The sequence below is a fragment of the Roseomonas sp. E05 genome (genome assembly GCF_030063475.1).
Classification (GTDB): Bacteria; Pseudomonadota; Alphaproteobacteria; order Acetobacterales; family Acetobacteraceae; genus Pseudoroseomonas.
Genome location: NZ_JASIRT010000067.1, coordinates 1 through 6810, shown reverse-complemented (window position 1 = coordinate 6810; position 6810 = coordinate 1). Strand labels below are relative to the sequence as shown.

At 68.2% G+C, this 6810-nt stretch carries 7 protein-coding genes and 1 pseudogene; all 8 read left to right on the top strand.

Features of this window, described 5'->3' with window-relative positions:
* Positions 1-102, top strand: a pseudogene (locus QMO56_RS26400) (IS5/IS1182 family transposase); the annotation flags it as partial.
* Positions 103-309: 207 nt separating this feature from the next.
* Positions 310-846: a cupredoxin family protein gene (locus tag QMO56_RS26395; protein ID WP_283530590.1), complete on the top strand. Its 537-nt coding sequence runs from the start codon at positions 310-312 to the stop codon at positions 844-846.
* Positions 847-893: 47 nt separating this feature from the next.
* The gene (locus QMO56_RS26390; RefSeq protein ID WP_283530588.1) at positions 894-2780 is read left to right on the top strand and encodes a copper resistance system multicopper oxidase; all 1887 of its coding nucleotides are present in this window, start codon (positions 894-896) and stop codon (positions 2778-2780) included.
* Between the two features lie 5 nt (positions 2781-2785).
* On the top strand, positions 2786-3544 hold the full coding sequence (locus tag QMO56_RS26385) for a copper resistance protein B (RefSeq protein ID WP_283530586.1): 759 nt from the start codon (positions 2786-2788) through the stop codon (positions 3542-3544).
* A gap of 183 nt (positions 3545-3727) precedes the next feature.
* Entirely contained in the window at positions 3728-4486 is a 759-nt protein-coding gene (locus QMO56_RS26380) for a response regulator (RefSeq protein ID WP_283530584.1), read from the top strand.
* Positions 4483-5733 (top strand): ATP-binding protein, encoded by a 1251-nt coding sequence (locus QMO56_RS26375; protein WP_283530582.1) that lies wholly within the window; start codon positions 4483-4485, stop codon positions 5731-5733. Before QMO56_RS26380 ends, QMO56_RS26375 begins: the two co-directional genes overlap by 4 nt.
* A 1-nt stretch (position 5734) precedes the next feature.
* Positions 5735-6196: a DUF411 domain-containing protein gene (locus QMO56_RS26370; RefSeq protein ID WP_283530580.1), complete on the top strand. Its 462-nt coding sequence runs from the start codon at positions 5735-5737 to the stop codon at positions 6194-6196.
* A gap of 113 nt (positions 6197-6309) precedes the next feature.
* Positions 6310-6669, top strand: coding sequence for a hypothetical protein (locus tag QMO56_RS26365; protein ID WP_283530578.1), 360 nt, complete (start codon positions 6310-6312; stop codon positions 6667-6669).
* Positions 6670-6810: the final 141 nt, after the last annotated feature.

Genomic DNA, 6810 nt, shown 5'->3' with positions numbered 1-6810 from the left:
ATGAAGGACTGGCGGCGCATCGCTACGCGCTACGACCGCTTGGCCAGGAACTTCCTCTCCGCCATCGCGCTCGTCGCAACCGCTTGTTTCTGGCTCCCCTGATTGAGTCGGCAACCTAGGGCATCCACCAGCTTCAATGCATGAAGTGCCGGACCAGCCCAGCGACGGCCATCCACCTGTAATATTTTGTCATGCTTGCGCAATCTGACATACGTAATCGATCGGTAATCACGTCACATGAATCGCCTGAGCGGAGCGGCTGAGTTCGCCTGCGCCTGGCAGGTGGCCAGCAATGGTGGGATGTGACGCATGCGCCTCTGGATCGGTCTCCTGGCCGCGGTAATCATGGCAGCGGGGATCGGCGGGGCGCCTGCCCTGGCGGATTCCGCCTACCAGGCTTTCGGCACCAAGGGACGCCCTCAGGACGTCCGCCGCACCATCGATATCGTCATGCGGGACAACCGCTACCAGCCGCAGCGCATCCAGGTCCGGACCGGAGAGACTATCCGCTTTCGGGTGCGCAATGACGGTGAGTTCCTGCACGAGTTCAACATCGGCACCGCGGCCATGCATCAGCAGCACCAGCGCGAGATGCAGGCCATGTTCGAGAGCGGGATGATGTCGGCGGCCAGCAAAGACGCCATTGTTGGCATGGACCACTCCAAGATGCCGGGCATGAACCACGGCGCCGTGCGCCACGACGACCCGAACGCCGTCCTGGTCGATCCCGGCAAGACCGAGGAGATGATCTTCAAGTTCACCAAGGCCGCCAACCTGGAGTTCGCCTGCAACATCCCGGGCCACTACGAGTCCGGCATGGTGGGCAACGTCACCTTCTCGCGCTGATCAGCAAGCAGGGCCATGCCGCGCCGGTCGCGGCCAAGGATCGAACGATGACCAATGACAAGCTGAGCAGGCGGCAGGCGCTGGGCCTCGGCGTCGCTGCTCTGGCCTTCCCGGTCGTGCCCGGCGCCCTGGCAAAGCCCGCCGTCGGTCGGGCCATGCCGCGCGAGTTCAACCTGACCCTGTCTCACGTGACGGCCAACATCACCGGGCGCCGCCGCCCGGCGATGGCCATCAACGGGCAAATTCCGGGTCCTGTCCTGCGCTTCCGCGAGGGCGAGGAGGTGGTGATCAACGTCACCAACCGGCTGCGCGAGCACACTTCGATCCACTGGCACGGCCTGATCCTGCCGAGCAGCCAGGACGGCGTGCCCGGCATCAGTGACGGCTTCCAAGGCATCCACGCGGGTGGGACGCACCAGTACCGCTTCCCGCTCGTGCAGGCCGGGACCTACTGGTACCACAGCCACTCGGGCTTGCAGGAGCAGTCCGGCATCTACGGTGCCATTGTCATCGACCCGGCGACGCCGGAGCCCTTTGGCTACGACCGCGACTACATCATCCAGTTGTCGGACTGGACAGACGAGACGCCGAGCCACGTCATCGCCAACCTCAAGCGCGACCCCGGCTACTACAACGACAACAAGCGCACCCTGGCCAGCCTGATCAGCGAGCTCCGCCGTGCGCCGGACGGCGCCGCGCGGTCGGCCATCGTCTCCGATCGCATCATGTGGGGTGACATGCGGATGGACCCGACCGACATCGAGGATGTCGGCGGCTACACCTACCTCGTCAACGGCCACACCCCGGCGCGGAATTTCACCGCGCTGTTCCGACCGGGCGAGACGGTGCGCCTGCGCTTCATCAACAGCGGCGCCATGTCCCACTTCGACGTGCGCATCCCCGGGCTCGAGATGACCGTGGTGCAGGCCCACGGCAACAACGTCCGGCCGGTCACTGTGGACGAGTTCCGCATCGCGCCTGCCGAGACGTTCGATGTCCTGGTACGCCCGCGCGACGGGCGCCAGTACCAGGTGCTGGCGGAGTCCATGGGCCGCCAGGGCTTCGCGCAGTTCAGCCTGGCCACCCAGGAGGGCCTGCCCGCCCTACCGCTGCCGCCGCACCGCCCGCGCCCCGTGCTGACCATGGCCGACATGGGCATGAACTATGGGCCAAGCGGCCTCGACCGCGGAACGCCGATGCCGGAGGTCGACGCCCCCGGCCACGTCGCGCCGATGGACATGGGGGGCATGGACCACTCCTCCATGCAGGTGCCTGCCGGAGGCTCCCAGGGCATGCAGCACGGCTCCATGGGCGGCATGGACCACGGGAACATGCCCGGCATGGAGCACTCGAGCATGGCCGGGATGAACCATGCCGGGATGGCTGGCATGAACCACGGCGCCATGGGCGACATGGACCACGGCACCATGGGACATGGCGGCATGGCGATGCCGGATCCCCTGGTGAACGACGTCGGCGCCCCGCCGGGCGCCCGCGTGTTGTCCTACCGTGACCTGCGCGCGGCCAAGCCGCTCTACCCGGTACGGGAGCCGACCCGCATCATCGAGATTCGGCTGACCGGCAACATGGAGCGGTACTTCTGGTCCATCAACGGCAATAGCTTCAGCCAGGCACAGCCGATTCAACTGTATCTCGGCGAGCGGGCGCGCTTCCGCTTCGTCAACGAAACCATGATGAATCATCCGATGCACCTGCACGGCATGTGGATGATGCCGCAGGTCGGCAACGGGGCCGAGAATCCGTTGCTGCATGTGGTGAACATCAAGCCCGGCTCCACGCTCGACGTCGACATCGAGGCGGATGCGCCCGGCGGATGGGCCTTCCATTGCCACATGCTCTACCACATGGAGACCGGAATGATGCGCAAGGTGTCCGTGGTCCCGGCTCGCCAGATCGCGGCGTCGGCACGGTGACAGTCATGCGGATCAAAGCAGTCGTGACGGTCGCCGCTGCCTTGGCCGTCGTGGCCCTGGGCGCTCTCCAGGTTGCACCGGCGCACGCGCAGGCGATGCAGCATAGTACCGAACCGCCGTTCAGCCACGAGATCTACACTGGCGCCGTGCTGTTCGAGAAGCTGGAGTACGGCTGGGGGCTGGACGGACCCAACATTGGCCGCTGGGACGGGCAGGCCTGGTATGGCGGCGACGTGAACCGGGTTTGGCTGAAGACTGAGGGCGAGACGGCGCGGGACGGCCGAGTGGAGGACGCCGAGGTCCAACTGCTCTATTCGCGCCTGCTCAGCTATTACTGGGACATCCAGGCCGGTATCCGCTACGATATCCGTCCCAAGCCGGACCGCTTCTACGGCGTCATCGGCCTGCAAGGGCTGGCGCCCGGCATGTTCGAGGTGGACCTCCAGGGCTTCGTCAGTGAGCGTGGCGACCTCTCCGCCCGCGCCGAGATCTCCTACGACGCCTACATCACACAGCGACTGGTGCTCCAGCCGAACCTGGAGGCCAATGTTGCACTCCAGGAGGTGGAGGAACTCGGCATTGGCGCGGGCTTCAACGACATCGAGACCGGGCTCCGCCTGCGCTACGAGTTCACCCGCGAGGTGGCGCCCTACATCGGCGTCAGCTACGAGCGGAAGCTCGGTGACACAGCGCGCTTCGCCCGCAACGAGGGCGAGGACGTTGGCGGCTGGCAGTTCCTGACCGGCATCCGGCTGTTCTTCTGAGATGCACGGCGGAGGGTTCCAGGCTGGTCCGGCCCGCGGACATTTCGCCGCCATCCTGCGCGCCGCCCACCGCATCAGCTATGGTGGCCTGGAAACGAAGGAGGTCCGGCCTTGCCGCCACTGCCCATCCTTGACAGCGTGCCGCCTCGCTCGCAGGCAGCCTGGCGCGCCTGAGGCCGATCGATGCAGACGGCCGACCCGGTGAGCGACCGCGGCAGCAACCTGCCGCCGACGGCCCACATCCTCGTCGTCGAGGATGACGCCGAGATGCGGACGCTGATCGCCAAGTTCCTGCGCCAGAACGGCTTCCGTGTGACCGGCGCGCGGGACGGGCGGGAGATGTGGGAGACGCTCGGCGGCGCTCCCGTCGACCTCGTGCTGCTGGATGTCATGCTGCCCGGCCAATCCGGGCTCGACCTCTGCCGGGCGGTGCGGGCACGGATGGCGGTTCCCATCATCATGGTGACGGCACGGGGCGAAGAAACCGACCGCGTCCTTGGCCTCGAACTCGGCGCCGACGACTACATCCCGAAGCCGTTCAGCCGCCCGGAACTGCTGGCGCGCATCCGCGCCGTGCTACGGCGGGCGCAGGCTGGCTTCGGCCAGCCGGACCATACCGCAGGGGATCGGATGGTCTTCGCCGACTGGGCGCTCGACACCCGGCGGCGCGAGCTCAAGGCCCCCGACGGCTCAGCCGTGGACCTGTCGAGCGGCGAGTACGACCTGCTGCTGGCCTTCTGCGAGCACCCGCAGCGCGTGCTGACCCGGGACCAGTTGCTGGACCTGGCCCGCAACCGGGTCTCGGACAGCATCGACCGCTCGGTGGACGTGATGGTCAGCCGCCTGCGGCGCAAGCTGGAGCCGCTGGCCGACAGCCCCGCCATCATCAAGACCATCCGTGGTGCCGGGTACATGTTCGTGCCCGCCGTGACGCGCCAGTGAGGCGGCTGCTGCCCAGCACCCTGGCGGGCCGCATCATCCTGGTCCTGCTGGTCGGGCTGATGGCTTTCCACGGCGGCAGCGTCTGGCTGCACCAGACCGGTAGCCAGATCCTGCTGGGCACTACCCAGCGGCAGGTGACGGGCGACCGTCTGGCCGCCGCGGCCCGCGCCCTGAGCCTGGTGCCGGAAGCCAGCCGCCCCGAGATGGCGCAGGCGCTCTCCTCCCCGGGCTTCCAGGTCCGCTGGACCCCAGGTCCCGCGCCCTCGGCGGCGAACGACGAGGCATTCCGGCACACGGGCCACCAGGAGGCGGACGGAGCCGTCGGCCTGCCCGACGGCTCCCACTTGGCCTATCACGTCGACCCACTGGCGCCGCGGGCAGAATACGCCACACTGCTCAGCACCTCGGCGATGGCACTCGGCATCCTTGTGCTCGGGCTTCTGGTGGTGCGGCTCATCGCGCGGCCCCTGCGAGCGCTCTCGGAGGCGGCCGACCGGATCGGCCGCCCGGGGCAGCCGGTCCGCATGCCGGAGGAAGGGCCGGACGAGGTGCGGCAGGCGGCGCAGGCCTTCAACCGGATGCAGGCCCGGATCGAGCAGCTGATTGCCGATCGCACCCAGGCCCTGGCCGCCGTCAGCCACGACCTGAGGACGCCCCTGGCGCGCCTGCGTCTCCGCGCGGGCTTCCTGGAGGACCCGGAACTCCAGCGGCAGATCGACGCCGACCTCGACGAGATGGACGCGATGATCGGCGCCACGCTTGCCTTCCTGCGTGGCGACGACGCCCAGGAGGAAACGCGAACGGCCGACATCGCCGCCATCCTGCAAACCCTGTCGGCGGATGCCGAGGACCTCGGCAAGCTGGTGAGCTACGCGGGCCCGTCCCAGGCGCGGCTTCCCTGCCGCGCCATGGCGTTGAAGCGCGCCTTCGGCAACCTGATCGATAACGCCGTCAAGTACGGCACGGCCGCGCGCGTCTCGCTCGCGGATACCGGCTCGGAGCTTGTCGTCCGGATCGAGGACTCCGGGCCGGGCGTGCCGGAGGCAGAGCTCGAGCGGGTCTTCGAACCCTTCTACCGCCTCGAGCAGTCGCGCAATCGCGGCACCGGCGGCTCCGGGCTGGGCCTCGCCATCGCACGCCAGGCCGTCGCCAGCCACGGCGGGTCGGTCCACCTCGGCAACATGCCCGGAGGCGGCCTGCGAGCCTGTGTCCGGCTTCCCCGGCCCCGGCAGAGTGAAGGGACGTGAGATGAGACGACGCAGCATCCTGGGCGGCGCGCTCGGGCTGGGCCTGCCGCTTCTTGGTTGTAGCGGCACGCCAAAAGCCGAGATCTGGCGCGACGCGAATTGCGGCTGCTGCGGCGGCTGGGTCGGGCACCTGCGGGCCGAGGGTTTCGCGGTCGAGGACAAGGTGGTCGAGGCAGTGGGGCCGTACAGGCAGGCGCTTGGGACGCCGCCCGACCTCATCTCCTGCCATGCGGGCCGCATCGGGGGTTGGGCCATGGAGGGGCATGTGCCGGTCCCAGCGATCCGCCGCCTGTTGCGGGAACGGCCATCCGAGGTTTCGGGGCTGGCAGTGCCGGAGATGCCGGTAGGCGTGCCCGGGATGGAGATGCCCGGCGCGGCGCCGCCCACCTACGCCGTCCTCGCCTTCTCACCGGACGGAGCCTGGCGGGTCTGGATGAGCTTCCGCGGCTTGCAGCCGGTGTGAGCGAGGTTTCCGGTGCGCCGATGGTGCGCCGGGAAGGAGGAGCGGACCGCAGCATACGCCCACGGCATGCGGCGGCCGGTCAACTCCGTGGAACCAGAGAAAGGAAACGCAAGATGCGAATGATCCGCCCAAGCAACTTCCGCGCGCTCCTGGCCCTGACCGGCCTGACGCTCGGGGCGGCCGCCTGTTCGCCGCAGCAACCGGTGCCGCCGGTCACCACCCCGCGCGCCTCGCAGATGTCGCTGATGCCACAAGGGCAGGCCCCCCGGAGTGGCCCGATGGCAGGTCACGACATGTCCGGCATGCGCGGCATGAACATGGAGCAGATGATGGCCCACTGCGCGGAGATGCGTCAGCAGATGCAGTCCGGGAGCCCCGTGAACCCCCACACCGAGATGATGATGGCCCACTGCGACCAGATGAACCCGCAGACGGGTACCACGCCCGGTGGCGGCGCTCAGCACAGGCACTAACAACGCAGCCATAATAGACGTCTGAACCGCGCCGGGTTTGCCGGAGGCTTCAAACCTTGAGGGGTTGGAGGCATGACGAAGGCGACGACGAACCGCTTTTCGCCTGAGGTTCGGCAGCGAGCGGTCCGGATGGTTTTGGGC